We start from the raw sequence: 24,895 nt of genomic DNA, 5'->3' as shown, positions 1-24,895 counted from the left end.
GAAAGGTTCCGATGCTCGCATTCATCGCGCAACGAATTATGAAGGCGATCGTCGTGCTGCTCGCGATCGTCGTCTTGAACTTCTTCCTGATCCGGCTGGCGCCCGGCGACCCCGCGGTGGTGATGGCCGGCGAAGCCGGCGCCAGCGATCAACTCTTCGTCGCGCAGCTCCGCGAGAAATTCGGACTCGATCAGCCATTGCCGGTGCAGCTCTATCGGTATGTGAAAGGCATCGCCACCCTCGATCTCGGTTTCTCCTTCCGCCAGCAGGCGCCGGTGTCGCAATTGATCCTCGAGCGATTGCCGGCAACGCTGCTGCTGACCGGCACGGCCTTTGCGATCTCGCTGCTGTTTGGCGTGCTGTTCGGAACTTTGGCGGCACGGCGTGCGGGCACCTGGGCCGATACCGCGATCACGATATTGGCGCTGATCTTCTACGCCACGCCTTTGTTCTGGGTCGCACTGATGGCGATCCTCTTGTTCTCGGTGGCGATGGATTGGCTGCCGAGCTTCGGCTATGAGACCGTCGGCGCCAACTACACCGGCTTCGCCCACGTGCTCGACGTCGCCGCGCATCTGATCCTGCCGGCGATGACGATCGGCCTGTTCTTCATGGCGACCTATACCCGTATGACGCGGGCCTCGATGCTGGAAGTGAAGCGGCTCGATTTCGTCAAGACCGCGCGCGCCAAGGGCTTGCGGGACTCCATAATCCAGCGCCGCCACATCCTGCGCAACGCGCTGCTGCCGGTGGTGACGCTCGCAGGCTTGCAGGCGGGCACGCTGGTCGGTGGCGCTGTCCTGACCGAGACCGTGTTCGCCTGGCCCGGCATCGGCCGGCTGATGTACGAGGCGCTGCTGCAGCGCGACTATAACCTCCTGCTCGGCGTCTTCGTCGTCTGCTCGGCGATGGTGCTGGCGTTCAACCTGATCACCGACCTGATCTACCGCTCGGTCGATCCGCGTATCGAGTTTGCGGCATGAAGCGGTTCTGGAAGCTCTTGCTGCGCAATCCCGGCGGATTGATCGGCTCCATCATTCTGCTGATCGCGATCGCGGTCGCGCTGTTCGGGCCGATGATCTTCCCGAATTCGCCCTGGCGCATGGTGCAGCGGCCGTTCCTGCCGCCGTTCACGATGTCGGGCCTGCCGCTCGGCACCGACGCGCTCGGCCGCGACGTGTTCGCCGGCATCATCTATGGCGCGCGCGTCTCGCTCTTGGTCGGGCTGGTCTCGACGCTCGCGGCGCTTGCGGTCGGCATTCCCGTCGGCGCGCTCGCCGGCTATTTCGGCGGCCGGATCGGCGATGCCTTGATGCGCTTCACCGAGTTCTTCCAGACGGTGCCGAGCTTCGCGCTCGCGATCGTGCTGGTGGCGATCATGCAGCCCTCGATCGTCTCGATCGTGCTGGCGATCGCGATCGTGAGCTGGCCGCCGGTGGCGCGGCTGGTGCGCGGTGAAGTGCTGTCGCTGCGCACCCGCGAATATGTGCAGGCGGCGATCGTCACCGGACAGAGCCATAGCTGGATCATCTGGCGCGAGATCCTGCCGAACGCGCTCTCGCCGGTCATCGTGCTGGCTTCGCTGATGGTGGCGACCGCAATCCTGCTGGAGTCCTCGCTCTCCTTCCTCGGCCTCGGCGATCCCAACCTGATGTCATGGGGCTACATGGTCGGGGCCGGCCGCACCGTGATCCGGCAGGCCTGGTGGATCACGGTGTTTCCCGGCATCGCCATCCTGATTTCGGTGCTGGCGCTGAACCTGATCGGCGAAGGCCTCAACGACGCGCTCAATCCGCGCCTCAACAAGGATGGGCGCTGAGCATGTCCGAGAGCAATGCCGTCGTTGTCATCAAGGACCTCAAGCTCGCGCTGCCACCCGGCGCCGACCGCGACTACGCGGTCGACGGCGTGTCGTTCGATCTCGTCCCCGGCAAGATCCTTTGCGTAGTCGGCGAATCCGGTTCCGGCAAATCGATGTGCGCCCATGCGTTGATGGGCCTCCTTCCCGATACGATCGGCCGCGAAGCCGGCGAGATCCTGTTCGACCGGCAGAACCTGCTGCGGCTAGATGAGGACGAATGGCTCGGCCTGCGCGGCCGTCACATCGCCATGGTGTTCCAGGAGCCGATGACGGCGCTCAATCCCTTGATGCGGATCGGCGACCAGATCGCCGAGATGTTCGAGGCGCACGGTCTTCTGACACCGAAGGAGCGCAGGCTGAAGGCGCTCAATCTCCTGCGCGAGGTCGGCCTGCCCGACCCCGAACGTTCGGTGCGCGCCTATCCGCATCAATTGTCCGGCGGCCAGCGTCAGCGCGCGATGATCGCGATGGCGCTCGCGCTTGAGCCGGCGGTGCTCGTCGCGGACGAACCGACCACCGCGCTCGACGTCACCACACAGGCGCAGATCCTGAAACTGATCCGCGACCTGCAGCGCCGCCGCAACATGGCGGTGATGTTCATCACCCATGATTTCGGTGTCGTCGCCGACATCGCCGACCGCGTCGTCGTGCTTCAGCACGGCGAGGTGGTCGAACAGGGCTCGGCCGGTGACGTGCTGCAGCGTCCGCAACATCCTTACACGCGCGCCCTGCTCGCCGCCGTACCCTCGATGGAGCCGCCGCAGCGCGCTCCCCTCGTCGATCGTCCCAAGGCGGTCGAGGTGATCGGCCTCGACAAGACCTATGTCTCCGGCGGCGGCTGGTTCCAGCCGGAGCGCCGTGTGCAGGCCGCCAAGGCCGTCAACTTCAACATCCTGCAGGGCGAGACGCTCGGCCTCGTCGGCGAGTCCGGTTCGGGAAAATCCTCGGTCGCGCGTCTTGTCATGCGCCTGATCGAGCCGGACCGGGGCACGGTCCGCCTCGGCGACACCGACTTCACCGCGATCGGCGGCAAGGAGCTGCGCAAGGAGCGCAGCCGCATCCAGATGATCTTCCAGGATCCGTTTGCCTCGCTCAATCCGCGCCGCAAGGTCGGCAACATCATCGCGGACGGGCCGATCGCGCATGGCACCGCCCCTGACGTGGCGCGGCAGCGCGCCCGCGACCTGCTCGGCATGGTCGGCCTCAACGCCAATGCGATGGACCGTTTTCCGCATGAATTCTCCGGCGGCCAGCGCCAGCGCATCGGCATCGCCCGCGCACTGGCGCTCGAGCCGGAGATCCTGGTTGCCGACGAAGCGGTCTCCGCACTCGACGTCTCCGTGCAGGCGCAGGTTCTCAATCTGCTCGAGGACCTCAAGGCGCGTTTTGGGCTGTCGATGCTGTTCATCACCCACGATCTGCGTGTCGCAGCCCAAATCTGCGACCGCATCGCGGTGATGCAGCGCGGCGAGATCGTGGAGCTAAGGCCTGCTGCCGCGCTGTTCTCGGCGCCCGAACATCCCTACACGCGCGAGCTGCTGGCCGCCGTGCCCGGCCGGACATCGTCGAGCGAGGAGCCCGCCCGTCCTTATGCCACCGCGTGATAGTCGGGCGCTGAAGCCAGGAAGCGCGCATAGGCATCGGCATCGGGCGGCGTGAATTTTTCGGCGAGCGGATTGCGCCGGCGGATGGTCGTACCGATATCCGCCAGCAGCTCGTCGAAGTGGCGGTAATGATACGGCGCTACGCAGAGCCCACCATAGACGCCCGCCGCCGGCCGTTCGACGCGTTTGAAGTGAAGCATCATCGCGATGTTCTCCTTCATCTCGGTCGCAGTCGGCTGCCGCGCAAGCTGGCCGTCGGCGTAGCGCACCAGCCAGTTGGCGGCCAGCTCGGCGCAAAGCACCGTGCAGAAGCTCGAATTGAATCCGACGAATCCCATGTCCGGCAGATCGGGATTGGCGATCAGGCGATAGAGCCGATACTGCCCGTCGGGCTCGACCAGCTTGCTGCGGTAGCTCTCGGGCAGGAACGGCACGCCGAACTTGTAGCCGATCGCAAGCACGGCCACATCCGCCGCCACCCGCTCGCCTCCGCTCATCACGATGCTGTCGCCGTCATAGTGGTCGAACGTGCCGCGGATCGCCTTGATGCGGCCATCGGCCACCATCGGATAGAAGCCCGGCGTTGCGATCGGCACCGAGCAGTTGATGCCGTCCTCGATCGGCTGCTTCGGCACCATGTCGCATTGCTTCAGCTTGAGCTGCACCTTCAGGAGGCTCTCCAGCCCCCGCCAGTTCGCCCACACCAACGGCTTGGCCACGGCATGTGCGAGCCGCGACAGCGGGCCGATGCCCCAGCCTGGAAACATCTCCTCCTGCGCGCGGATGTAGAGGATGCGCTTGAAGTTGACCAGGCCGCCAACGAAATAGGGAATGCGCCATACCGGCTCGCGATAGACGATGGTGACTTCGGCGGCGCCGGAGTTGACGGCGTTGACGGCAATGTCGGTCGCCGATTTCGAACCGCCGAGCACCACCATTCTGCGTCCGCTCGCCGTCGCCGCATCATTGTATTGCGAGGAATGCAGGATCTTGCCGCCCTGCGACTTGAACGCGTCCTCGCCGGGAAGGCTCAGGGTTTGCGGCTCGTTGAACTGGCCGGTGCAAACAGCGACGAAATCAAAATCCTCGTGGCTCACCCCGCCGTCACCGGTGCGAAGCGTGAGCGTCCAGCCCGGCGCGCCATCGGCGCGGCGATCCATTGCCACGACCGCGGTGTCGAAGCGCATGGCCTCGTCAAGCCCGTGCTCATGCGCATAGTCGCGCAAGTAAGCGTAGACTTGCGGTCCCTTCGGCCATTCCGGATAGGCGTCCGGCATCGCCTTGTCGGTGTAGCGATAGAGATCCTTCGGGCTCTGGGTCTGCACCTCCGGATAGGACCGCGCCGGCTCCCACACGCCGCCGAGATCGCCACTGCGCTCGACGATGGTCACCCCGTGTCCGCGCTCGGAAAACGCCTTGGCCGCGGCGAGCCCGGAAACGCCGGCGCCGATGATGCAAACATGCTTCTGCTTGACCATGTGGATGCTCCGGAAAGTCAACAAGCCGTTGGATTGTACGCGCACGCTGCCGTCATCGCCGAGCGATCCCGGCAATTGCACAGCTTCCGATGTCGAGCCCCGCTACCGGGGCAAGGTCAGTCGTTGGCTTCCGGCGGCAGGAAGTTCACCTCGTGCTCGGCGGAAATGCGTACCACCTCTCCCGGGTCCTGCAGATTGTGCAGCTTGTCGAACAACGCCTCCAGCTTCTGCATCGGCGAGACCCAGAACAGCGCGCGCGCCGGCTTGTCCGACTTGTTGAAATAGCCGTGGGGAATGCCGCGCGGCATGCGCACGAGGTCGCCGGCCTCGGCTTTCACCCACATGCCGTCGAGCTTGAGGTCGAGCGTGCCTTCCTGCACCAGGATGAACTCGTCCTGGGTCGGATGGATGTGCACCGGCACGAACTGGCCGGGATCGCTGTTGGTTTCGAACGCAAAGGTCGAGTCGGTGACTGCCTTCGGAAAATAAACCTGGCCCAGGATATTCCAGGTCTTGCCGCCGTAGCCCGTCCCGTTCCGCGTAATGCCTTTCTCGAGCGCACCCATTCCGCCACCTCCATGTCTGGACTGCACCGTGCCCGTCAGGCTGTCGCCCGCGCGACGGCTTGTCTAGCCGATAAACGAATCCCGCGGCCACGAAGCCTATGTTGCGCTGCAGGAGAAGCTCCATGCCCAAGGGCGCAGCAAAGGCCCGCATAGCGATCGGGCAGATTGCGCGCCGAAACCGCGTTTCCCTACGCCAGAAGATCAATTAGGCTTCCGATATTTTAAACCTCAAGCAACTCCGCGGTGGTTGCGATGAATGCAGGTGCCTTGGCCAGCACCCGGCTTGCGGGTTTCGCCCGCGTCTCGACCGTCAGTGTCGATGACGCCGCCGAGGCGATCGGACGGATTTTTTGCCCGCATGAACTGAAGCCGATCGGCCGGTCGGAGCAAGACTTCAGCGCCCAGCATAACTGCGCAGCCTTCGACGGCTTCTCGGTGAACTATGTCGCCTACGGCGGATCGGTCTCGATCGACCCAGGCTGTCTCGACCGGTTTTTCCTGCTGCAGATCCCGCTGCATGGTTGTGCGGAGATACGGACGGCAGCGCGCGAGGTGACGACTACGCCAGGCGCTGCGGCATCGCTGCTGTCGCCGACCGTGCCGACGCAGATGACGTGGCGACAGGATTGCGCCCAGCTCATCCTGCTGCTCGACCGCAAGCTGGTGGAACATCGCGCGGCAGCGCTGGCGGGAACGTCGGCGAGAGCGGTGGAGTTCGATCCATCGGTCGACCTCACCGCACCGCTTGGACATGCGCTTCAGGCGGGTGTCGGGGATCTCGTCGAGCTCGCCGAGGGTCTAGGTCCGGCGAAACGCCTGTCGCCTCTGGCGGCGGCCGATTGGCGCGAGCGATTGCTGAGCGCGCTGCTCAACGGACAGCATCATAGCCTCAGCCGGGCCATCGCCATCTTCGACGGGCGCATCGAGACACAGCCGGCAGCGCTGAAGCGGGCACGCGCCCGGCTCGAGGCGCAGGCTGATGAGCCGCTCGATCTCATGCAGCTTGCCGATGCCGCTGGTGTCGGCGTTCGCGCATTGCAGCTAGGCTTCCGCCGCCATTTCGGGACGACCATTTCGGCGATGCTGCAGGATATCCGGCTCGCCCGGCTCAATGCCCGGCTGAAAGCGGCGGGGCCGGACGAGCGCGTCGTCGATATCGCCTTCGATCTCGGCTTCACCCATCTGAGCCGGATGGCAAGTGCTTATCGCGCAAAGTTCGGCGAGAGCCCTTCGGCGACGTTGCGGCGCCTGAACTGACTTTCAACCGAGCGGATGATTATGAGGGAAAATCTGCCGAGTCGATCCGGATGCGGTCAGCGTGCAGCGACCAATCACACAGCGCCTGCGCCTCGCAGAATTTCTGCTTGGCCATTTCCGCGGCCTGACCTTCGTTCGAGGCATTCACTTCCAGCGAACTCTGGCAGACCTCCCTTTCCCGACCGTTGTCGCCAAGCACGTCCTTCATGAAGCTAACGACAAATCGTGACATGGGAGCCTCCTGCTACACGGGTAGCGTCGGACTTTGGATACTAGCACCGTGGAAAAACGCATTGAGGAAAATCAAAGTCGATGGCCGCCGGTCCTTACCGTAATCCTGCGCTCCGGCGGACGGGGCAGGCTCGCTGCCCCGATCCAACGCAGCTCCACGATTCCCGCATCCAGCGAGGTCGACAGCGGATACAACCAAGATTAGCAACGTCCCTATTTCGGGGCAAACCCGAACGTCCGTTCAAAGCGCCTAGCGTAAGCCGGCCAGACCTCGGGATTGATTATCCGCGGCGGCCGCTTGCCGTCAAGCGCATCCAGGATCTGCTCGGCGGCGATCCGGCCCATGTTCGCGCGCGCCTCCCGGGTGACGCCGGCCGTGTGCGGACTGGCGAGCACATTGTCGAACTGCAGCAGCGGATGTTCCGGCGGCGGCGGTTCCTTGGCCCAGACGTCGAGGCCAGCGCCGGCGATGCGCTTGTTGCGCAGCGCGTCCTCCAAGGCGTCCTCGTCATGGATGAAGCCGCGCGCGGTGGTGATGAAGAACGCGTGCGGCTGCATCAGCGCGAATTCGCGCCCGCCGATCATGCTGCGGCTTTCCTTCGTCAGCGGACAACTGATCGAGACATAGTCGGCACGGCGGAGGAGCTCCTCGAGCTCGACCTTCTCGCCTCCCCGCTTCGCCATCTCCTCCGCAGTCAGATAGGGATCGTAGGCGATCACCTTCATGTGCAGCAGGCCCCGGCACAGCTCGGCGATGCGGCGGCCGACATTGCCGAGACCAACGATACCGATGGTCTTGCCCTGCGCCTCGTTGCCGATCAGCGCATTGCGGTTGACGTCCCGCTGGCGCCGCAGCACGCGATCGGATTCGATGATCCGCTTCGACAGGGTGAGCAGCATCCCCAGCGCGTGCTCGGCCACGGAATTGGCGTTGCCGCCGGATTGATTGACCACCAGCACGCCGGCCGATGTGCAGGCGTCGACATCGACGGGATCGAAACCCGCGCCGTTGGAGGAGACGATCAGGAGGTTCGGCGTGCGGCGGAGCAGGTCCTGGTCGACATGGAAGTGCCGCGCCAGCTCGTCGCGCGCCGCGCCGATCTGATAGGCGTGCGCCGCTTCGAGGATGGGTGCCGCGACCTCATCGGGGCTCTCATTCTCCAGCCGGTCGAGCCGCACGTCGGGGCGGCTCTTGAGGATGTCCGCGTAGATGTTGTGGGCAAGGTATTTGACGTAGAAGACGCGCTTGTTGTTGACGGTCATGTCCTTCTGCAACTTTCAGTTCGGGAAGCCATAGAGCTTTGCGGGGTTGGTCACGAGGATACGCCGCCGCGTCGCCTCATCCGGTGTCCATTGCTGGAACAATTCGAGCAGGTGGCCGGCATCGGGCATCTCGCCCTCGACCCGCGGATGCGGCCAGTCGCCGCCCCAGACCAGGCGCTCGGGGTTCGCCTTCACCAGGGCCTCGTGGAACGGCCGCGCATCGGGATAATCCGGCGCCTGCTGGCTGAGGCGATGCGCGCCGGACAGTTTGGACCAGCACCAGCCGTCGCCGACCGCACGCAGCAGGCTCTGGAACCCTTCGGTGCCGGTGCCGGCGCGGGCATCGGTACGGCCCATATGGTCGATCACAACAGGCAGGCCGAAGGACTTCAACCGCGGGATCACTTGCGGCAAATCCTTGACGTCGATCCAGAGCTGAAGGTGCCAGCCGAGCTCGGCCATAATGGGCGCGAGCTTTTCGGCTTCCGTCAGCGGGATGCCGCCACGATAGTGCAACTGGCCGCCGCGGAAGAAATGGTTGAAGCGGAGGCCCCGCACGCCAAGCGCGTTCCATTCCCGCAGCGTGGCCGGCGAGACGCTCGCATCGGACACCGCGATGCCACGCAGGCGATCGGGCGTGCGTCGGAGCGCATCCAGCATCGCGGAATTGTCGCGGCCATGCGCACTGCCCTGCACCAGCACGCCGCGCGCAAAGCCGAGGGTGCCGAGCATATCGAGGTATTTTTCCAGCGGCGCATCGGGCGGCGTGTAACTCCGATCCTCCGCATAGGGAAAGCGATCGGACGGACCGAACACGTGGGCATGGGTATCGCACGCGCCCGGCGGCAGCGGCACTTTCGGACGGCTGACCTTGCGCGGCGGCAGGCAGGCAGGAATGGCTGAAGCGGTCATCGCGCTATTCCGCCGTCATGCCGGCGGCCTTGATGATCGGCCCCCATTTCTCATAGTCGGCATGGATCTTGGCATCGAACTTTTCCGGCGTGCTCCCGATCGGCATCGCGCCGAGCTTGGTCAGCCGCTCCCTTACAACCTCCGTGTTCAGCGCGGCGACGAAGTCATGCGAGAGCTTCGTCACGAGATCGGGCGGCATGCCGCCCGGACCGAGCAGCCCCCACCACACCTCGGTGTCGTAGCCCGGCACGACCTCGGACAGGCTGGGAACATCCGGCAGGAACGGCGCCCGCGCCGCCGTGGTGACGGCAAGCGCCCGGACGGTGCCAGCCTGAAGCTGGCCGACCGACTCCGGACCATTGTTGAAGGACATCGGGATCTGCCCGCCGAGGAGGTCGTTGATCGCCGGCATGCCGCCTTTGTAGGGGATCGCATTGAGGTCGATCTTCGTCAGGTTCTTCAGGAGTTCGCCCGCCAGATGGGTCGATGTGCCATTGCCGGCATGGCCGTAGGACAGGCTGCCCGGCCTGGCTTTCGCAGCCGCGATGATTTCGGCAGCCGACTTGAATGGGGAATCCGCGCGCACCAGCAGCACATTGGGCGACGACGCCAAAAGGGAAATCGGCGAGAAATCCTTGAACGTGTCGTAAGGCAGCTTGGGGTAGAGGAACGGGTTGGTGGCGTGGCCGCTCGCCACCATGATCAGATCGTAGCCGTCCGGCGGCGAGGTGGCGATCGCCTGCGAAGCGATCACGCCGCCCGCGCCGGGCCGGTTCTCGACGACGATCGACTGTCCCCATTGTTTCGACACCACATCGGCAAGCGTGCGGGTCAGCACGTCGACGCCCCCGCCGGGCGGATAGGGCACCAGGATATGTACAGGCTTGGCGGGAAACGGCTGCGCGAATGCCGAGCCGACCGCAAGGGACATGACCGCCGCAATGGCAGCTCGCCAGAACCAGCCGGCCATGACATTCCTCCCATTGCTCTCGTCTTATTGTCGTTGCCGCCTGTATCGCATAGCGGGCCGGTATCCGCACCAGCGGAAACCGCAGGTCGCGTTGCGACTGCGACATGTTGACAATCCCGCCGGTCGGGTGAAGTTTTGCCGCGAGAAAGCGGCCGCAGCGTCGCGGATGTTAGGGAGAGCAAGGATGGCGCTCGCGGAGGATCAAAGCTGGCACGGCATCGTGCTGCAGACGCTCAAGCGCAACGAGGTCAGCCTCGTGCCCTATGTGCCGGATCGCGTACTGACGCCGCTGATCAAGAACCTGCATGCCGATCCTTTCTTCACGACCTTTCCGACCGCGCGCGAGGAAGAAGCGGTCGGAATCGTCTCCGGCGCCTGGATGGGCGGCGCGCGCGGCGCGGTGCTGATGCAGACCTCCGGCTTTGCAACGCTCGCGAATGTGCTGGCCTCGCTCGCGATCCCCTACCAGATCCCGGTGATCATGTTCGTCTCCGAGCGCGGCACGCTCGGCGAATTCAATTACGGTCAGGCGCTGGTCTGCCGCACCATGCGGCCGGTGCTCGACTCGCTGGCGATGGAGCATCACACGGCGACCCGGCTCGACGAGTTCGAGTTCATCTGCGACCGTTCGATCAAGCAGGCCGTCACCACGCAGGCGCCGGTGGCGCTGATCCTCTCGCCGCTGCTCACCGGCGGCAAGGTCTTTGACAAGTGAGCGGTCCCATGAACACGGCAACCAAAACCCCTGCCCGCAACACCAAGGTGATGAACCGGTTCGACCTCACCTCGCGCCTTGTCGCAAAGCTGAAGAACGAAGAGGCCGTGGTCGGCGGCATCGGCAACACCAATTTCGACCTCTGGGCCGCCGGCCATCGGCCGCAGAACTTCTACATGCTGGGAAGCATGGGGCTTGCGTTTCCGATCGCGCTCGGGGTGGCGCTGGCGCAACCCAAACGGCGCGTGTTCGCGCTCGAAGGCGACGGCTCGCTCCTGATGCAGCTCGGCTCGCTGTCGACGATTGCGACGCTGGCGCCGAGGAACCTCACCATGGTGGTGATGGATAACGGCATCTATCAGATCACCGGCGCGCAGCCGACACCGGCGGCGGCGGTGTCCGATCTCGTCGCCATCGCGGTGGCGAGCGGTCTTCCCAACAGTTCCTGGGCCGCCGACGAGGATGATTTCGAGCGCCTGATCGATCAGTCGCTCGCCACGGAAGGCCCGACGCTGATCGGCGTGCGCATCGACGACAAGCCCGGCACCGGTGCGACCCGTCGCGATCCCGTGCAGATCAGGGAACGCTTCATGCTCGGCCTCGGCGTGCGGCAGCCGTTGTAGGATTTCACTCACCACGGCCCGCCGCATATGTGACCTCATCCTGAGGGCCGCGTAGCGGCGTCTCGAAGGATGGGCCGCGGGCGGCAGCGGGGCCTCATGGTTCTCCCGGCGATGCGAAGCATCGTCCGGAGACGCCGCTTGCGCGGCTCCTCACCATGAGGGGAGCTAGATCTCGTGATCCGCCATCATCTCCAGCGCCCGCACCATGGCTGAATGATCCCACGCCTTGCCGCCGTGAGCCGTGCAGGACGAGAACAGTTGCTGCGCAAGTGCTGTACTGGGCAACGAGAGGCCGAGCGTTCGCGCGCCTTCGAGCGCAAGGTTGAGATCCTTCTGGTGCAATTCAATGCGGAAACCGGGATCGAAGTTGCGCTTGATCATGCGCTCGCCATGCACTTCGAGAATTCGCGACGACGCAAAGCCGCCCATCAGAGCCTGCCGCACCAGCGCCGGATCGGCGCCAGCCCTGGAGGCAAACAGCAAGGCCTCGCCAACCGCCTCGATCGTCAGTGCGACGATGATCTGATTGGCGACCTTCGTCGTTTGCCCATCGCCATTGCCGCCGACCCGCGTGATGTTCTTGCCCATCTTCTCGAACAGCGGCTTCATCGCGTCGAACGCACGCTCGGGACCGCCAACCATGATGGTCAGGCTTGCCGCCTTGGCGCCGACCTCGCCGCCGGAAACGGGCGCGTCGAGATAGTCGGCACCGAGCGCCTCGATCTTTTTCGCGAACTCCTTGGTCGCGAGCGGCGAGATCGAGCTCATGTCGACCACGATCTTGCCCTTGGAAAGTCCCTCGGCGACGCCGCCGGGACCGAACAGCACCGCCTCCACGTGCGGCGTGTCCGGCACCATGATGATGATGGCCTGCGCTTCCTGCGCAACCTCCCTGCCCGATTTGCAGACGACACCGCCGCCAGAGACCAGCTCCGGCGGGATGGTTCCGACGTCATGCAGAAACAGCCGGTGGCCTGCGGCCTGGAGATGACCGGCCATTGGACGTCCCATGGTGCCGAGGCCGATAAATCCGATATTGGTCATGGCGAATACCTCCCTTAGGTGACGACCGTAAGCGCCGCATGCCAGCCAAGACCGTCGGTCGTCGTTGTCCGAGGCTTGTATTCGCATCCGACCCAGCCACGATAGCCGATCGTGTCGAGGTGGCGGAACAGGAAATTGTAGTTGATCTCGCCTGTTCCCGGCTCGTTGCGACCGGGATTGTCGGCGAGCTGGATATGTGCAATCCGCGGCAGATGCCTTTGCACAGTGCGGGCGATATCGCCTTCCATGATCTGCATGTGGTAGGCATCATATTGGATGAAGAGATTGCTCGAGCCCACGTCGGCGATGAGCTGCGCCGCCTGCTCGGTGCGGTTCAAGAAGAAGCCGGGGATATCGAGCGTGTTGATCGGCTCGATCAGGAGCTTGATTTGCTCCTTGGCGAGCGCGTTGGCGGCAAAGCGCAGATTCTTGACCAGCACCTCGTTCAGCTCGCGCGGATCGGCCTCGCGCGGCGCGACACCGACCAGGCAATTCAACTGCCGGCAGTCGAGCGCCTTGGCGTAGGCTATGGCGCGGAAGACGCCGTCGCGGAACTCCTCGACGCGATCGGAAAAGATCGCGATGCCGCGCTCGCCTGCCGCCCAATCGCCGGCGGGGAGATTGTGCAGGACCTGGATCAAGCCGTGCTTATCAAGCTGCTCGCGCAGCTCGGCTCTATCGAAGTCATAGGGGAACAGATATTCGACGCCGTTGAAACCGGCGGCCTTGGCGGCGGCGAAGCGCTCCAGGAACGGCAGTTCCCCGAACAGCATCGTGAGATTGGCAGCAAATTTCGGCACAATCAGACTCCCTACTCGGCGGGCAACAATTTGCCGGGCTGACGCGCGTCGACGCGCGGTGGCACCTCGTCCACCGGCAGATCGAGCAGCTCCTCGAACTCAACGACATTGTCGATCTCGGTGCCCATCGAGATATTGGTCACGCGTTCGAGGATGAACTCGACCACGACGGGCACTTTGTATTTCGCCATCCACTCGCGCGCAGTCGCAAACGCCGCCTGTGCATCGTTCGGATCGGTGACGCGGATCGCCTTGCAACCGAGGCCTTCGGCGACCGCGACATGGTCGACGCCGTAAGAGCCGATCTCGGGCGCGTTGATGTTCTCGAAGGACAATTGCACCTGGTAGTCCATGTCGAAGCCGCGCTGCGCCTGGCGGATCAGGCCGAGATAGGAATTGTTCACGACGACGTGGATGTACGGCAGTTTGAACTGCGCCCCGACCGCGAGTTCCTCGACCAGGAACTGGAAATCATAGTCGCCCGACAGCGCCACGATCTCGCGGTTAGGATCGGCGGCGCGCACGCCGAGCGCGGCGGGGAGCGTCCAGCCCAAGGGTCCCGCCTGCCCGGCGTTGATCCAGTTGCGCGGATGATAGACGCGCAGGAATTGCGCGCCGGCGATCTGCGACAGTCCGATCACGGTGACGTAGCAGGTGTCGCGGCCGAAGGCGCGGTTCATCTCCTGATAGACGCGCTGCGGCTTGATCGGCATGTCGTCGAAGTTGCTCCTGCGCAGCATCGTACGCTTGCGGTCCTGGCATGAGGCCGGCCACGCCTGCCGCTCGCGGAGCTTTCCGGCTTTCCGCCATTCCTTCGCAACACTGACGAACAGTTCAAGCGCCGCCCTGGCGTCGGAGACGATGCCGAGATCCGGATTGAACACGCGGCCGATCTGCGTCGGCTCGATGTCGACATGCACGAAGGTGCGGCCTTTGGTGTAGGTCTCGATCGAGCCGGTGTGCCGGTTGGCCCAGCGGTTGCCGATGCCGAGCACGAAATCCGATTGCAGCATGGTGGCATTGCCGTAGCGGTGGCTGGTCTGCAGCCCGACCATTCCGGCCATCAGCACGTGGTCGTCCGGGATCGCGCCCCAGCCCATCAGCGTCGGAACCACGGGCACGTTGACGGTTTCCGCGAAAGTCACCAGCAATTCGGATGCATCGGCGTTGATGACGCCACCGCCCGCCACGATCAGTGGCCGCTCGGCCATGTTCAGCATTTCGAGCGCCCGCTCGATCTGCGCGCGCGTCGCGACCGGCTTGTAGGCCGGCAGCGGCGCATAGGTGTCATCGTCGAATTCGATCTCGGCGAGCTGCACATCGAGCGGCAGGTCGATCAGCACGGGACCCGGACGCCCCGAGCGCATCAGGTGAAACGCCTGGCTGAACACGCGGGGCACGAGGCCGGGCTCGCGCACCGTGACCGCCCATTTCGTCACCGGCTTTGCGATCGCCTCGATGTCGATGGCCTGGAAATCCTCCTTGTAGAGCCGGGCCCGCGGCGCCTGTCCGGTGATGCAGAGGATCGGGATGGAATCGGCGATCGCCGAATAGAGCCCGGTGATCATATCGGTACCCGCCGGACCCGACGTGCCGATGCAGACGCCGATATTGCCGCATTTGGCGCGGGTATATCCCTCCGCCATGTGGGACGCGCCCTCGACATGGCGCGCGAGGATGTGCCGGATCGAGCCACGCTTCTTCAGCGCCGAATAGAGCGGATTGATCGCAGCGCCGGGAACGCCGAACGCGCAAGCTACCCCTTCCTTCTCCAGAATACGCACCGCCGCATCGACCGCCCGCATCTTCGCCATCTCGCGCCTCGCTGATGTTGCATCGGCGTGATGATCACGGGAGCGGGACACGATCTCAACGACGCTGATTTTGTTTCCCACGATGCGGAACGAGGGTAAAAAATCGCGCCAAGTCAAACGGTTGGATCACCAGCGCAATGAAAGCAAACGAGAGCAGCGGCTGCGTAGGCGAAAGCCGGGCCCAGAGGATCAATATCACTCGTACGGAATTATTGGGACGAGGATACATGCTTCCGAGGAGGTTCGAAATGTACACGCGCGCTCTGCGAGTCACGATATCTGCTCTCATTCTGGCGTACGGCATTGTCGGTGCGATTGCACAGGACCGAATGGCGCCTCAGCCGGATCAGCAACAAATGCAATCCCATCCCACGAGCCAGGACGGCGCGAGCACGATGGGACAAGGCGGTATGATGGGGCACGGCATGATGGGAGGACATATGATGGGGCGCGGCATGATGGGTGGCAGCGCGATGGGACCACCTTTTATGATGCGTATGATGTTCGCTCTGATGGACGCCGACGGCGATGGGACCATCTCATTGCAGGAGTTTCAGGCAGCTCACGAACGGATCTTCAAGGCGATGGACAGCAATAAAGATGGCAAGCTTACCCGGGAGGAGATGCAAGCGTTCATACACGGGACCAGGTGATAGGCTGCGCGCGGATGGCGCCTCGTCGCGTGCGCCATCCGCCGCCGCGATCGATCTCTCGCGAAGAAACAAGCCTTAGGCCTTCAGATCCGTGATCCGCATAATCGCAACCACGTTCCCATCGTTGTACGACTGCTCTTTTGTGTCCTTGTTGCAGGTCCAGACAAAGTTCTTCTTGGCCGTAAAAGTCTTTTCTTCCTGCTCAACCCGAAGCTCCCCTTCAGTGATATGGCAGACCATGGCATTCATCATCGGAGGGCCCATCGTCTTCGATCCCGGCTGCATAATAACATCGCGCATTGAGACGGTCTTAAAGCCGGGGATGATGGATGGTGTCTCTCCATCGTATGCACGGACCACGACACCTGGCCACGGCGTGGTGTCCTTGTAGCCCGTGGTTTGGGCGGCGGCTGGCTTCATCATGGCCGCCGTGGCCGCTGCCAACCCTATTCCCAGTGCTGACCTTCGATCGATCTCGTTCATCGCTTTTCTCCTGAAGTTATAGCCACGAGTCGCCGCAGAAGCGGCGCGTACATTTCGCAGAGAGTGAATCGTGGTGCGAAACCGAAAAGGGGGTCGGTCTCTTGAGAGTACGAGCCCGCCGATGGCCCTAGTACTGCTCGTTCGCCCGGAACGGCGATTTCGGCATGTCCCGCTTCAGGGGCACTACATTCTACGCGACCTGACGCGCTTGAGAAACAGGTGGTTGCGCCCGGACCCGGTGTTGGCTGCTTCGCTCCGTCCAACTGAAGCGGACGCCGACCTATTGGCAACCTATTAAGTCAATGTCTCTGACTTATGGTTTGCCGGTCACGGATGATGTAGCTTCAATCGTGTGACGCACGCAACATTGTGGCGCGCTGCTCCGCATACCCATCCCTATTCCGAAGTTGTCACGGTCATAAGCGGCGCCGTCGGCAGCAGTCATGGTGAAAAGTTCGAAAAGAAGGGTGACCTCCTTAAGCCAGGCTCGTTATGGGTGTACCCCGCAAAACACGCGCATTACGCTTGGACCGGAAGCGAGGAAGGAATAATTCAAGTTCAGTTCACCCGGCCCAGGTGGCATCGATTACATCAATCCGGCGGACGATCCGCGCAAACAGTAGCCGCTCGCATTGCAAGAGGCCTTCTCAAGCGGACACTCGTCTGTCCGTATTCGCAAGGGAGGATGTCATGCGAACTTCTCCAAAAGTGGCGGGCGCAGCGCTTGCCCTTTGCATCGTGTTATTATCGTTTGGCTCTAGCGCTTTCGTCGAGCCGAAAGCGGAGGTGGCGGCGGCGACCTTGGCATGGGGGCAGGCTCTCGGCGAAGACGATCCCGAAAAGGTGTTACCGTTCTATTCGGACGATGCCGTGCTCTGGGGCACACTGTCGCCGACCGTACGCTCCGACCGGGCGGCGCTACGAGACTATTTCGTGACCGCCTTCAAGGTTCTGCCCGGCCTCAAGGTCGCCTTCGGCGATCAACTGATCCGCGTGTACGGCAATGCGGCGGTCAATACCGGCTACTACACGTTTTCCTATGTCAAGGATGGCGAGACGAAGAACTTGCCGGCGCGCTACAGCTTCACCTACGTCAAGAACGGCGAGCGTTGGCTGATCGTCGACCACCATTCCTCGGCCATGCCATCGACCCCGAAATAGCTCACCAAGTCTTCGAGGGGTGACACCTATGGGCTCAGCCGCAGCGCGGTCGTGGCTAGCTGTTCGCCGGGACTTGGCGCCCGAAGCCGCCGATCTGGCCTTCGACCAATAGCGAGGTGCAGGATCTGTTTGCGAAACTGTTAGAAAAACGATTTGACCGTCAGTCCTGCTGCGCGGGCATCCTGTATGAATGTATGCGCTTCCTCGTTGGACATCGTAAGGTCGACACCGCCGAGGAATTTCTCCCCTTTGGGTGTGTTCGCACGGAACATCGTCTCGTGCCTGCCTACATCAACCGTATAATCAATGTCGCTTGGTGCTTCGGGCATGGGCATCCTCCTCGATCCCGAAGCGAGTATATTGTGTCCATTTCAACCGGCCCTACAAGCCGGCAATTGCGAGATTACGCAGCAGCGCGGCCGATCGTGATTGGGGTGAAGAAGCGCGGTGGGTGTCCGCTATTGAATATGGCGATGTCCGGTTGTTGAGGTAAACCGGAGATATTTAAAGGTATCGCGCCTCCCACCACCGCATCTATTCGCTCTCCTGGCGCCCGGTCTTGATAGCGAGCGAGGTTTCGCACCACCTGGCGATCCGCAGCAGCTTCAGGTCTTCGCCGAATGGCGCGACAAGCTGGATCCCCATGGGCAGGCCGCTCGGCCCGATGCCGGCAGGCAATGCGATCGCCGGAACCCCGAGAGTTGTCCAGGGCACGCACAGGCCAGGGTCGCCGGTATCAGACAATCCTTCCGGCGCTTCGCCAGTTGCCGCGGTCGTGAGAACAGCGTCAAAACCTGCGAGCGCGCGGGCAAAGTCGGCGCGCAGCGCAAGCTGCCTGGCGCGGGCGGAAATATACTCGGTCGCGGAAATCGCCGCGCCGCGTTCGACAAGGGCCTGAAGCCGGGCGCTGGTCTTGTCCGGGAAACGTGCGACGAGATCACCGAAATTGGCTGCCCCTTCCGCGCCGCAGAGCGTAGCCGAGAGGGCCGGCAGTTGCTCAAATTCCGCAGGCAGCGCAAACGGCTCTACGATCGCTCCGGCATCGTTAAAGAGAACGGCGACTCGCGCGAGCAGCGCGCTTTGGCTTTCGTCCAGGGGCGGCGTTGCCGCCGGACGAAGCCATGCGATCCGCGGTGCGGAAAAAGGCTCAATGCCTTCAGGAGAAATCTGGAGCGGCGCCTGCCGGGAAGCACCAGGGCCGCCCGCCAGCAGCGCCAGCAGATACGCGGCGTCATCCACGCTGCGGGCGAACAGGCCAAGGTGGTCGAGGGACTGAGAGAGGGGATGGACACCCTTCAGGCTGATGGTGCCGAAGCTGGGTTTTAATCCCACCACACCGCAATAGGCGGCAGGTCGCAGGATCGAACCCAGGGTCTGCGTGCCCAGCGCCGCTTGCACCGATCCGCTTGCAACGGCTGCCGCAGAGCCGGACGAAGAACCGCCGGGCGTGTGTCTTGGATTCCACGGGTTGCGGGTCGGGCCGGGTTCGCGCCATGCAAATTCGGTGGTGACCGTCTTGCCGAGAACGGTCGCCGAGAGATCTTTCAGGCGGCTGACGACCCATGCATCCTCATTCGGCTGGTGATCTGCATACACCGGCGAACCGTAGGTGGTCGGCATATCGGCCGTGTCTATGAGATCTTTCACACCTACCGCGACACCTGCAAGTGGTCCATTTCCCGCTGAAACGATCGGCGGTTCGGACGGCAAGTAAGCGAAGGCGCGAAGATCGGGTTCGAAAGCCAAGGCGCGCGCGTGGCTGGCCGTGATCAGGTCCTGCGGTTGTGCCGAGGTCGCAGCGATCATGCGGATGATTTCGAGGAGGCCGGAGTGGCCTTGCGCAAAGTTCATTTCGGATGGACCCGTAACCGAGGTGAGAATGATCGAAATGCAAACGGCTCCGGGTTCAGCCCGAAGCCGTCGCGACGAGGATCGGCGAAGCTCAGTTCGTGGCCATCGCCTTCTCGATATAGGTTCTTGGAACGAAGGTTTTGTAGTCAGGCTGGGCGGCGAGATTGCCGAGCGCGATCTGGGTCTCGAGCGCAAGCTTCAGCGCGTCGGGCGTGATATCGACACTGGTGGGGTAGACGTTGTCGGCAAGCATGCGCTTTACTGCCGCTTCCACTACGGCCGGCTCGAGAGTCGGAAATTCCTTCTGAGCAATTTCTACCGTGCGTGCCTCGTTCTTGTGCATGAAACGCTCCGCCATTTCGAGGCCGTTGGTCAGCCGCTGGGCAAGGTCCGGATCGACATCGTTGCGCGCGGTGATGGTCGAGAAGGCATAGGCGCCGTACAGTTTCGGGAATCCGACCACCACCTTCATGCCCTTGGCGACCACCTGGTCGAGGCCCGGCTCGTACATGACCGCCACTTTGGCCTGGCCGGCGGCGAAGGGACCGGGCTCGGTGCCGAGCGGAACCTGAATCATTTCCACGTCATTGCTGGCATCCATGCCGTTTTCCTTCAGCAGCTTGATGAACAGCGAGGTGCTGGTGGTTGGCATCAGGCCAGTGACGATCTTCTGGCCCTTGAGATCCTTCACGCTGTCGAACTTGAAGTCGGGCGTGGCGGCGATCCATACGGCGGCGCCATTCACGACGTTGGCGATCGTATTCACCGGCGCGCCCTTGGACGCGGCGATGGCGGTCCATTCGGGCCCATGGAGCGAGAATTGCGCGCTCTTGGAGATCACGGCCGAGAGAGCGACGCTTCCGGAGCCGGCGCTTTCCTTGGTGAGATCAAGCCCCTGCTTTTCGAAAAAGCCTTCGTGCAGGCCGACATAAAGAGGCAGATACAGCAGGGATTGAAACGCCTGAGAAATGGTCGCCTTCTTCATCTCGGCGGAAGCCGGCCCTGCTGCGGTTATGCCGAGAGCAAGAGCGAGGGCCACGGAAAGAGTGCTCAGTTTCGGAATTCGCCGTCTCATTTTGGAAGTCTCCTGAAAGAGGATCAAACGTTGATCTGCGTGCCGCCCTGCTGTTGCTTCCAGGGAAGCAGCCAGCGCTCGGTGACCTCGACCAAGTGGTAGAAAAGAAAGCCAACGAGCATCAGCGTGAACAGGCCGGCCCACACCGTATTGAGATCGTAAAGGCTGGAGGCCACGTAGATGACGTGGCCGAGACCATGCTGGGAGGAGATGAATTCCCCCACGACCGCGCCCACCAGGGCGAAGCCGATATTGATGCGGAAGGTGGCGATGATCGCGGGCAAGGTGGACGGTGCGATCACCCGCTTGAAGATATGCTGCTTGGACGCACCCATGGAGAAAAGCAGCGCCTGGAGATCTTTGTCCGCATCCTTTGCTGCCTGGTAGGCGGTGATGAGAGCCACGATGGAGGTGAGCGAGATCGCGAGCGCCACCTTCGACAGCAAGCCGGTGCCGAACCACAGGATGATGATTGGCGCCAGCGCGATTTTCGGCACTGAATTGATGGCCGCAATGAACGGTTCCACCAGCCGCGCCACAAATATCGAATACCACAATGCAAGGCCGATGACCGAACCGATCACGGTCCCGAAGGCAAATCCCAGGATCGCCTCGAATATCGTGTAGCCGGTATCAGCGAAAAGAGAGCCGTTCGCGATGGAAGCGATGAGGTTGCGCAGAACGCCGCTCGGCTGACCGACAAGAAAGCCCGACAACCATCCCCATCGCACCGCCGCCTCCCACAGCAGGAAGAAACCGACGACGGCAAGGATCTGAAGCGCGCTTCGCCCGATCAGGGAATCGAACACATTGCGGCGCTTCTTCTCGCGTCGGCGAGCGGGCACCGCGGTTTTTACAACTTGAGCCGTTTCCGTCATGCACTCTTCCTGGTCTGGATATCGAGTTCCGCGCAAAGCGTGTGGAAATAACCGGAGAAGCGCGGATCGCTTCGCGCCGCGATTGGAGAATGTTCGTTCAGCGCGATGTCGTGAACGGCCTTCACGCGCGCCGGACGTTGACTGAGCACGACCACACGCTTGGAAAGCGCCACTGCCTCATCGATGTCATGGGTCACGAGGATCACGGTCTTGTGAAAGGTTTCCACCGCCTCCATCAGAATGCCTTCGAGATACAGCCGCGTCTGATAATCGAGGGCCGAGAACGGCTCATCGAGCAGCAGGATGTCGGGATCGAGCACGAGAGTGCGGATCAAGGCCACGCGCTGACGCATGCCGCCGGACAGCGCCTTGGGATATGAGTTCTCAAAGCCGGAAAGACCGAACGTGCTGAGATATTCCCTCGCGGTATCCAGAGCCCGTTTTGGATCGACTCCCTTGGTCTCAAGGCCGAGCAGAACGTTGTCCAGCACGGTGCGCCAAGGGAAAAGCAAATCCTTTTGCATCATATAGCCGACGCGGCCGCGCAGGCTTTCCACCTCCTGGCCGCGATAGAGCATGACGCCATCGTCGGGATCCACGAGGCCGGCGATAATATTGAACACCGTCGTCTTGCCGCAGCCGCTCGGGCCAATGATGCTGACGAAATCACGCTCATGGATATCGAAGGTCAGGCCGTCGAGAACCTGCGTCGCTGCTTCCTTTCCAGGAAAGCTCTTACGGATGCCGTTCAAACGAAGTTGTACTTTGGGCGATGACATGGTGTCTCCTGTCCACCATGCGCTTCAAGCAACCACCGTGCCAAACTGGCTCAAGGCCATGATCGCGGCGCATGGGCGATCTCAACGCGGCAGATTTTATTTCCCGCGGAGTGGAAAGGACGTTGAAAACTGCGCGAATTCAAGCGTTTGGAATACTCGCACAATGGAATCGAGGTCCGCCGTCATGTGGCCGAGGGGCGGGCCAGCCCAAGTCTGGGTCTGGCGTCATCGAGGTCACGTACAGCAGACGGCACTTCGGAAATCGGCTACATCCGTCGTAGCATGCCAGAAGGTTGTGAACGGCGTGATGTTCGTTGCTTATCAACGGCAGCGCGAGCGAATGCGCGATTGAGGGTATTGCGCCCTATTGCTCATCGCTCAAAGGCTGGTTTCATTGCAGCTTCCCAGGGGCCGCCTCAGTTGGCGGCCTCTTTCATTTATCGATGCGATCCCAAGTCGCCTGTTAGCCCCAAGCCGAAACGCGACGAAGCCGTTGTCACGTCCGATAGCTGCAGTGGACCGGACATCGCTGCGCCCAAATCGGACATGTCCGCATCAACCCGGCAGTTCGTGGGATTGCACGCTGAGAGGTTCGCCTCGTATCTGCTTGCCGAAGGCAAGATCGTCGTTGAGGCACCATTGCTCCACGACGCGTCCATCGCTGATTCGGAAGATCGACAGTTCATCGACCTCAATCCGACGACCGCTGGCAGGCGGCATGCACCTCGTGGATCGAGCGGGTATCGCCAGTGCTCCAGATGTCGTGCAAACGCTCGATCAGTGCCTGCTTCTCCTGCCTTGTCATTGTCTCACCCTCACTTGTCGCGGGTAAATCGGATAGGACCTATCTCCAATGCGGTCGAAATGCTCCCATCCGGATATCACGGACTGAGGTGCGGCTCACCTGGCCGCCTGGGGACAATAATTCTCGAGCCCGCTCAGCACCGCAACTCGTTCTATCGGTGCGGTAATTTGCGGGCAAACATCCTCGCACCTCCGATAAGCGCGCAAAACACGATACCGGACGCTATACTGGCGTGACCGCTGAACATCACGATGCCAAGGCTCCAGCCCTGCCGCGCGACAAGGACGCCGAGCGCAAAAAGCAGAGCGCATACGCCGGCAATGCGATGGACGTATGTCGTGGTCGACCGCAGGCGCCTGCCGAAGATATCGCGCTGCTGGCGATTCATGGCAAACGCCAGCGCGGTGAACCCTGCCAAGCACAGTGCAAAGGACAGGAGATGACTCATCCCGCTGCCTCGCCGGACGCAACGGCGGTCAGAGCCTCGCGGCTTGTCTTGCGCCTGACCTGCGATCTGTCCAGCCGAGCGGTGCGTATCGCCAGGACGGCATGGAGCACAGCGAGCGCCCAGCACATGAGATCCACACCGGCGAAGACCCAGTCGCCTTCGGCCAGACTGTGCCACAGCGAACGCTGCGTCGTCACGGCGTTGAGGACAGGCAAGAGAAACAGCAGCGTCGATGCCGCCCATAATTGCTCGACCCAGGCTGACCTGGCGGGACGCGCCAGGGCATGCAGCAGTGTCAGGGCCCAGACGAGGAAGAACGAATGAATCTCCCAGTCTGCGCGGCCCTCCAACGGGTGTGGCAGCAGGCGGTTGGCCCACAAGAATGAAGTCATTGCGATCGACAGGCCGGCGATGCACGCGATGTTCAGCCGCTCCACAAGGCGGAAGCCAAAATAAGGGCGATCCGGATCTGGCAGCTTCTGTCGCCGCTTTACGGTCCACATCACCAGGCCGGTACCGACCATCGCCGTACCCATGAAGCTCACCAGAAAGTACAGGCACCGCGTGACGGTGTCGCTGAAGCGTCCCAAGTGGAGCGCATAAAATACGCCTCGGGTTTCGGCCGCAGCCCCCACATGCTCGTGGACCGCCAGCAGTCTGCCGGTGGCGCCGTCGAACTCTATATATTGCGGACTCATGGAAACGCGGCCCGCTTCTCCTCGCGTCACAGCCACACGCGCTGCCGCATCTCCGGGATGAACGGCATTGACGCGCCCCACATTATCCCGGCCCCAGCGTTCCTGGGCCTGCCGCACCATATCCTCGACCGATGCCAGTGGCACTTTCTGCCCGCTGGGTCTGCCCGGCTGGATGAAGGCACTGAGTTCGGCGTTAAGTTGCTGCCGCTCTGCCGGGCTCTTGAATGCCACGCGCTCGCCCCAGGGCATGTAGAGCGCCATCAAGGTCACCAATCCAGTGTAAGTGATCATGAAATGGAACGGCAGCCCGAACACCGAAAAGGCGTTGTGAGCGTCCAGCCAGGAGCGCTGTCCTTTGCCCCAGCGGAAGGTGAAGAAATCAACGAAGATCTTCTTATGGGTGATGACGCCACTCACAATGGCCACGAGCATGAACATTGCGGCCGCACCCGCGAGCCACCTGCCCCATATCACCGGCATGTAGTGGAATTGGAAGTGGAAACGGTAGAAAAACTCGCCGCCCAGCGTGCCGCGTGAGGTAACTCTCTGGCCGGTGGCGGGATCGAAATTGGCTTCGGCGAAACCGCGCTCGCCCGGACTGGGTATGGGTGTGCGCCAGAAGGCATAGACACTGTTATTGCGCGCGTCGGGCAGGCGCATGCTCCACTGCGAGGTTCCGGCAGCGATGTTGCCAAGCTCGTCTGCAATTCGCTGTGCCACCACCGCCTTGTCAGGAATCTGGGCCAGACGCGACAGCTCCGGCCGCATCCATTGCGACAGTTCGTCCTTGAAATAGGACACTGTGCCCGTGAGAAACATCGCATACAGAATCCAGCCGAGCAGAAGGCCAGCCCACGTATGCAAGCTGGACATGCTTTGCCGGATGCCGGGGCTAGCAACTCGCACATCGGTCTTCATGCGTCGGC

General features: G+C 62.7%; 26 protein-coding genes. 8 read left to right on the top strand and 18 right to left on the bottom strand.

Annotated elements, in window-relative coordinates; genetic code table 11:
- Positions 1–11 precede the first annotated feature (11 nt).
- The 3 genes from ACVJGD_RS02620 to ACVJGD_RS02610 are packed head-to-tail and all read left to right on the top strand — an operon-like array spanning position 12 to position 3,465.
- Entirely contained in the window at positions 12–983 is a 972-nt protein-coding gene (locus ACVJGD_RS02620) for an ABC transporter permease (protein ID WP_456632894.1), read from the top strand.
- Positions 980–1,819: an ABC transporter permease gene (locus ACVJGD_RS02615; protein ID WP_456632893.1), complete on the top strand. Its 840-nt coding sequence runs from the start codon at positions 980–982 to the stop codon at positions 1,817–1,819. The genes ACVJGD_RS02620 and ACVJGD_RS02615 overlap by 4 nt, the downstream gene beginning before the upstream one ends.
- A 2-nt stretch (positions 1,820–1,821) precedes the next feature.
- Positions 1,822–3,465, top strand: coding sequence for an ABC transporter ATP-binding protein (locus ACVJGD_RS02610; RefSeq protein WP_456632892.1), 1,644 nt, complete (start codon positions 1,822–1,824; stop codon positions 3,463–3,465).
- On the opposite strand, the gene ACVJGD_RS02605 is transcribed toward ACVJGD_RS02610, so the two are convergent.
- On the bottom strand, positions 3,450–4,943 hold the full coding sequence (locus ACVJGD_RS02605) for a flavin-containing monooxygenase (RefSeq protein WP_456632891.1): 1,494 nt from the start codon (positions 4,941–4,943) through the stop codon (positions 3,450–3,452). The two genes, ACVJGD_RS02610 and ACVJGD_RS02605, sit on opposite strands and share 16 nt — an antisense overlap.
- Positions 4,944–5,059: 116 nt before the next feature.
- Complete coding sequence (locus tag ACVJGD_RS02600) at positions 5,060–5,509, bottom strand: cupin domain-containing protein (RefSeq protein WP_456632890.1); 450 nt, start codon at positions 5,507–5,509, stop codon at positions 5,060–5,062.
- A gap of 252 nt (positions 5,510–5,761) precedes the next feature.
- Here ACVJGD_RS02600 and ACVJGD_RS02595 point away from each other — a divergent pair, with 252 nt between their 5' ends.
- Complete coding sequence (locus tag ACVJGD_RS02595) at positions 5,762–6,766, top strand: AraC family transcriptional regulator (protein ID WP_456632889.1); 1,005 nt, start codon at positions 5,762–5,764, stop codon at positions 6,764–6,766.
- A 19-nt stretch (positions 6,767–6,785) separates the two neighbouring features.
- Here the strand turns inward: ACVJGD_RS02595 and ACVJGD_RS02590 are convergent, their stop codons facing one another.
- The 4 genes from ACVJGD_RS02590 to ACVJGD_RS02575 all read right to left on the bottom strand — a co-directional run bounded on the left by ACVJGD_RS02590 (position 6,786) and on the right by ACVJGD_RS02575 (position 10,142).
- Positions 6,786–6,998 (bottom strand): hypothetical protein, encoded by a 213-nt coding sequence (locus ACVJGD_RS02590; protein ID WP_027577783.1) that lies wholly within the window; start codon positions 6,996–6,998, stop codon positions 6,786–6,788.
- A gap of 212 nt (positions 6,999–7,210) precedes the next feature.
- On the bottom strand, positions 7,211–8,260 hold the full coding sequence (locus ACVJGD_RS02585; RefSeq protein ID WP_456632888.1) for a hydroxyacid dehydrogenase: 1,050 nt from the start codon (positions 8,258–8,260) through the stop codon (positions 7,211–7,213).
- A gap of 15 nt (positions 8,261–8,275) precedes the next feature.
- Positions 8,276–9,172 (bottom strand): amidohydrolase family protein, encoded by an 897-nt coding sequence (locus ACVJGD_RS02580; RefSeq protein WP_456632887.1) that lies wholly within the window; start codon positions 9,170–9,172, stop codon positions 8,276–8,278.
- Positions 9,173–9,176: 4 nt separating this feature from the next.
- Positions 9,177–10,142, bottom strand: a complete 966-nt coding sequence (locus ACVJGD_RS02575) for a Bug family tripartite tricarboxylate transporter substrate binding protein (protein ID WP_456632886.1) — start codon at positions 10,140–10,142, stop codon at positions 9,177–9,179.
- 184 nt (positions 10,143–10,326) lie between these two features.
- Between ACVJGD_RS02575 and ACVJGD_RS02570 the strand changes: the two genes are divergently transcribed.
- Together ACVJGD_RS02570 and ACVJGD_RS02565 are read left to right on the top strand one after the other, a co-directional pair.
- Entirely contained in the window at positions 10,327–10,857 is a 531-nt protein-coding gene (locus ACVJGD_RS02570) for a thiamine pyrophosphate-binding protein (protein ID WP_456632885.1), read from the top strand.
- Between the two features lie 8 nt (positions 10,858–10,865).
- Positions 10,866–11,480 carry a thiamine pyrophosphate-dependent enzyme gene (locus tag ACVJGD_RS02565; RefSeq protein ID WP_456632884.1) on the top strand — a complete coding sequence of 205 codons (615 nt, stop codon included), beginning with the start codon at positions 10,866–10,868 and terminating at the stop codon, positions 11,478–11,480.
- A 165-nt stretch (positions 11,481–11,645) separates the two neighbouring features.
- Here ACVJGD_RS02565 and ACVJGD_RS02560 read toward each other — a convergent pair whose 3' ends face one another.
- From ACVJGD_RS02560 to gcl, 3 genes are read right to left on the bottom strand one after another with little or no spacing between them, the layout of a single operon-like run.
- On the bottom strand, positions 11,646–12,524 hold the full coding sequence (locus ACVJGD_RS02560) for a 2-hydroxy-3-oxopropionate reductase (RefSeq protein WP_456632883.1): 879 nt from the start codon (positions 12,522–12,524) through the stop codon (positions 11,646–11,648).
- A gap of 14 nt (positions 12,525–12,538) precedes the next feature.
- The gene (gene hyi / locus ACVJGD_RS02555; protein ID WP_456632882.1) at positions 12,539–13,324 is read right to left on the bottom strand and encodes a hydroxypyruvate isomerase; all 786 of its coding nucleotides are present in this window, start codon (positions 13,322–13,324) and stop codon (positions 12,539–12,541) included.
- A gap of 11 nt (positions 13,325–13,335) precedes the next feature.
- Positions 13,336–15,138: a glyoxylate carboligase gene (gene gcl, locus ACVJGD_RS02550; RefSeq protein WP_456632881.1), complete on the bottom strand. Its 1,803-nt coding sequence runs from the start codon at positions 15,136–15,138 to the stop codon at positions 13,336–13,338.
- 248 nt (positions 15,139–15,386) lie between these two features.
- On the opposite strand from gcl, the gene ACVJGD_RS02545 reads away from it, so the two are divergent.
- A complete protein-coding gene (locus ACVJGD_RS02545; RefSeq protein ID WP_456632880.1) occupies positions 15,387–15,791 on the top strand; it encodes an EF-hand domain-containing protein in 405 nt (134 codons plus the stop codon).
- Positions 15,792–15,866: 75 nt separating this feature from the next.
- Here ACVJGD_RS02545 and ACVJGD_RS02540 read toward each other — a convergent pair whose 3' ends face one another.
- Positions 15,867–16,274, bottom strand: coding sequence for a hypothetical protein (locus tag ACVJGD_RS02540; RefSeq protein ID WP_456632879.1), 408 nt, complete (start codon positions 16,272–16,274; stop codon positions 15,867–15,869).
- Positions 16,275–16,964: 690 nt separating this feature from the next.
- Between ACVJGD_RS02540 and ACVJGD_RS02535 the strand changes: the two genes are divergently transcribed.
- Positions 16,965–17,435, top strand: a complete 471-nt coding sequence (locus ACVJGD_RS02535; protein WP_456632878.1) for an SgcJ/EcaC family oxidoreductase — start codon at positions 16,965–16,967, stop codon at positions 17,433–17,435.
- Between the two features lie 140 nt (positions 17,436–17,575).
- Here the strand turns inward: ACVJGD_RS02535 and ACVJGD_RS02530 are convergent, their stop codons facing one another.
- The 8 genes from ACVJGD_RS02530 to ACVJGD_RS02495 form a co-directional block, all read right to left on the bottom strand.
- Entirely contained in the window at positions 17,576–17,764 is a 189-nt protein-coding gene (locus ACVJGD_RS02530; protein WP_456632877.1) for a hypothetical protein, read from the bottom strand.
- 205 nt (positions 17,765–17,969) lie between these two features.
- Entirely contained in the window at positions 17,970–19,286 is a 1,317-nt protein-coding gene (locus tag ACVJGD_RS02525) for an amidase (RefSeq protein ID WP_456632876.1), read from the bottom strand.
- Between the two features lie 91 nt (positions 19,287–19,377).
- Positions 19,378–20,361 carry an ABC transporter substrate-binding protein gene (locus ACVJGD_RS02520; RefSeq protein WP_456640143.1) on the bottom strand — a complete coding sequence of 328 codons (984 nt, stop codon included), beginning with the start codon at positions 20,359–20,361 and terminating at the stop codon, positions 19,378–19,380.
- Between the two features lie 23 nt (positions 20,362–20,384).
- Positions 20,385–21,239, bottom strand: coding sequence for an ABC transporter permease (locus ACVJGD_RS02515; protein WP_456632875.1), 855 nt, complete (start codon positions 21,237–21,239; stop codon positions 20,385–20,387).
- Positions 21,236–22,018, bottom strand: coding sequence for an ABC transporter ATP-binding protein (locus ACVJGD_RS02510; protein WP_456632874.1), 783 nt, complete (start codon positions 22,016–22,018; stop codon positions 21,236–21,238). Before ACVJGD_RS02510 ends, ACVJGD_RS02515 begins: the two co-directional genes overlap by 4 nt.
- 555 nt (positions 22,019–22,573) lie before the next feature.
- On the bottom strand, positions 22,574–22,738 hold the full coding sequence (locus ACVJGD_RS02505; RefSeq protein WP_456632873.1) for an ester cyclase: 165 nt from the start codon (positions 22,736–22,738) through the stop codon (positions 22,574–22,576).
- A gap of 236 nt (positions 22,739–22,974) precedes the next feature.
- Positions 22,975–23,271: a DUF3325 domain-containing protein gene (locus ACVJGD_RS02500; protein WP_456632872.1), complete on the bottom strand. Its 297-nt coding sequence runs from the start codon at positions 23,269–23,271 to the stop codon at positions 22,975–22,977.
- The gene (locus ACVJGD_RS02495) at positions 23,268–24,887 is read right to left on the bottom strand and encodes a PepSY-associated TM helix domain-containing protein (RefSeq protein ID WP_456632871.1); all 1,620 of its coding nucleotides are present in this window, start codon (positions 24,885–24,887) and stop codon (positions 23,268–23,270) included. Before ACVJGD_RS02495 ends, ACVJGD_RS02500 begins: the two co-directional genes overlap by 4 nt.
- Positions 24,888–24,895 lie beyond the last annotated feature (8 nt).

It is taken from the genome of Bradyrhizobium sp. USDA 10063 (assembly GCF_054063735.1).
This window is presented reverse-complemented; position numbering and strand designations above follow the sequence as displayed.